5 protein-coding genes are annotated in these 2,395 nt (G+C 69.0%); 1 reads left to right on the top strand and 4 read right to left on the bottom strand.

Annotation, left to right across the window (positions count from 1 at the left end):
- Positions 1-448, top strand: a 448-nt coding sequence (locus ACFE71_RS15560; protein ID WP_375429666.1) for a TolC family protein, incomplete at its 5' end; no start/stop codon positions are given.
- Here ACFE71_RS15560 and ACFE71_RS15555 read toward each other — a convergent pair.
- The 4 genes from ACFE71_RS15555 to ACFE71_RS15540 form a co-directional block, all read right to left on the bottom strand.
- Positions 445-594, bottom strand: coding sequence for a hypothetical protein (locus ACFE71_RS15555; protein ID WP_375429665.1), 150 nt, complete (start codon positions 592-594; stop codon positions 445-447). The genes ACFE71_RS15560 and ACFE71_RS15555 overlap by 4 nt on opposite strands.
- A gap of 146 nt (positions 595-740) precedes the next feature.
- Positions 741-893 (bottom strand): hypothetical protein, encoded by a 153-nt coding sequence (locus ACFE71_RS15550; RefSeq protein ID WP_375429664.1) that lies wholly within the window; start codon positions 891-893, stop codon positions 741-743.
- A gap of 62 nt (positions 894-955) precedes the next feature.
- Complete coding sequence (locus ACFE71_RS15545; RefSeq protein WP_375429663.1) at positions 956-2,191, bottom strand: hypothetical protein; 1,236 nt, start codon at positions 2,189-2,191, stop codon at positions 956-958.
- On the bottom strand, positions 2,188-2,395 hold a 208-nt coding region (locus ACFE71_RS15540; protein ID WP_375429662.1), incomplete at its 5' end, for a carbonic anhydrase family protein. The genes ACFE71_RS15540 and ACFE71_RS15545, both read right to left, overlap by 4 nt.

Below are 2,395 nucleotides of genomic sequence, written 5' to 3'. Positions count from 1 at the left end.
GGGGCTGCGAAGCCTGTTCAGCACCGACAGCTTCCAGGGCACGGGCTCGGGCGCGATCAGCTTTCCGCTGTTCGACGCCGGGCGACGGCGCGCGACGGTCGATATCCGGCGCGAGCTGCGCGAGGAGACCTACCAGCAATATCGCTCGACCGTGCTCGCGGCGTTGCGCGACGTGGAGGATCCGCTCGCCCGGCTCGACGCCGAACGCCGCCGCAATGCGGCGTTGGTTCGCGCCATCGCCGACGCGGGGGCGACCGAACGCGCCACCTCGGCCCAGTATCGGACGGGCTTCACCAACCAGACGGCGTTGCTCGACGCGCAGGTGGCGCTGCTCCAGGCGCGCGAGAACAAGGCCCAGTCCGACGCTCAATTGCGCCAGGAAACGGCCGCATTGTTCAAGGCGATGGGCGGCGGCTGGCGAACGGACGAGGCCGTGAAGCCTCGCTAGCGGCGCGTTCCCCGCAGGCTTGTCGCCCACGACAGGGTAAGAACGACGACGACGTGGGCGGCCTGCCCGCCGAACTCGTCGCGCGGATGTTCGAGGACGACGCCTTGCGCGCGGTGGCCTTGCCAATGGGGCAGGGCGGGGGGCATCGCCGGTTCGCCCGCGGCAGCGGGTGAACGCAGTCCAGACACAACATCCACTTCCCGCCCGAGCCCTGAGGCGCGACTGGTCCGTCGCGACCGGGCAGCGCCGATCGCGCCCGCTCGCGCGGACCATGCTTCAGTCCTTCTCCCGATCAAGCCGTCACGGGCTCGATGTCGAGGCCGGGATCGATACCGTGGAAGGTACGCCCGACTCTGAGGCACGCGCCGGTTTCGCACCCCATGCCCGCATCGAACATGGCGAAGTCGACGCCATTGCCCGTGAATGGCGACGCATCGCCGATCATCGCGGGCCCGGCTTGCGTTTCCCGCGTCAGGGCGGGCGACATCGATCGCCGGGACCGAACGCCTAGAAGATCACTTCGCCTGTAAGCCATATCTTGCTGCGGTCGGCGAATGCCGCATCCACCCCGTCGAACAACGCGGCCTTCAGTTCCACGGTGAGATGGTCGGTCAGCGTCGACGCGACCGACGCGTCGATCTCGCGGCCATACTGCCGGCCGCCGTTGGGGCGGGCGAACCGGTAGGTGCCCGCCGCGAAGCGCAGGCCGTCGCCGATCGGCGCGCCTTGCCACCGCGCGGTCGCGCGCAGGTGGAGGTCGAGGAGGCCGTCGGGCGGCGTGTTGGTGATCGCGTCCGACCAGCCCTGAAACCCGTGGAATGAGGCCAGGGGCGTAAGGAAGCCGGTGCGCCCGTCGCCGCCAAGGCGCTCCAGGCCCGTCGTCAAGCTCCAGTTCGCGCCCTTGAGCCCGCCCTCCAGCATCAGGTAATCGAGACCGAATCGCCTCGGAGCGTGCCCATAATCCTTCTGATGCGCGTACTCGGCGGCGTAGGTCGCTTCCAGCCCCGGACGGACCGCACGCGATCCGGCGAACCGTGCTCCGAACGTAGCGGACGACTGGGCGGGCGTGCTCGAAAGGTTGATCAGGTAGGCGTAGCCCGATAGCTGTCCCACGGACGTTTTCGCGTCGATCTGGACGAGATGGCTGTCGCTGTCCCACCGTCCGTCCAGGCTTTCCGGGCCCAGGGTGCGACGGACCCGGTCGATATAGATATAGGTGAGGGCGAGGGGCTTCACCGGCGCGGCGGACAGTTTGACCGCGTCGAAGGTCTGCTCGTTCTGGCGCCAGCCGGCGTTGCCGACGAAGCGACCATTTCCGAGCACGATGCGCTGGCGGCCGAGGACCGCCTCCGTGCTCGCCGGCCCGGTCCAGGTCAGTTGGGCGCGATTGATCTCGAGCCCCTCGGGGTCCGAGACGATGGGGTAGCGCGTGCGGCGGTTGACCGTGCTGTTGAAGCGGTCGTTGAAATCGACCACCCCCTCGACCTCGAGCAGCCCGCGCAGGCCGCGCGTGATCCGCGCGTCGACGCCGATCCGCGCGCGGGCGGTGAACGCCTCCGCATCGTCGGGCAGATTGGCCTGGTCCACGAACTCCTCGCGCACGCGGAACTCGGCGATCAGATCGACCGGTGGGGACGGCTTGGCGGCCGGGGCCGGCACCGCCGTCTGCGCGTGGGCGGGAGCCGCGAGCGTGCTCGCCGCCGCGAGGATCAGGCCGACGCGTGTGAAAACGGCGCCGTTCACCGGCTGCGCAGCAGGAAGCGGCGATTCAACGACTGGAGCGGACGGGCGTTGAATGGATAGACCCGCTCGAAAGCGGCGATCTGGGCCGCCGACGCCTGGATCGGCTTCTCCATCACGACCCAGTCCACGCTCTCGGAGCAGGGCGGCGTTGGACTTGCCCCGGAAAAGTGGAGAGTTCCCTTGAGCTGAAAGGCGAACTCGATG

This window comes from uncultured Sphingomonas sp. (assembly GCF_964237155.1).
Taxonomy (GTDB): Bacteria; Pseudomonadota; Alphaproteobacteria; order Sphingomonadales; family Sphingomonadaceae; genus Sphingomonas.
The sequence above is the reverse complement of the archived record's forward strand: the minus strand, read 5'-3'. Positions and strand labels throughout refer to the sequence as shown.

What these genes read in the sequence shown, in the direction of transcription:
- ACFE71_RS15555 (WP_375429665.1), bottom strand. Translation starts at nt 594, where the DNA reads ATGCCCCCCGCCCTGCCCCATTGGCAAGGCCACCGCGCGCAAGGCGTC.
- ACFE71_RS15550 (WP_375429664.1), bottom strand. Translation starts at nt 893, where the DNA reads ATGATCGGCGATGCGTCGCCATTCACGGGCAATGGCGTCGACTTCGCC.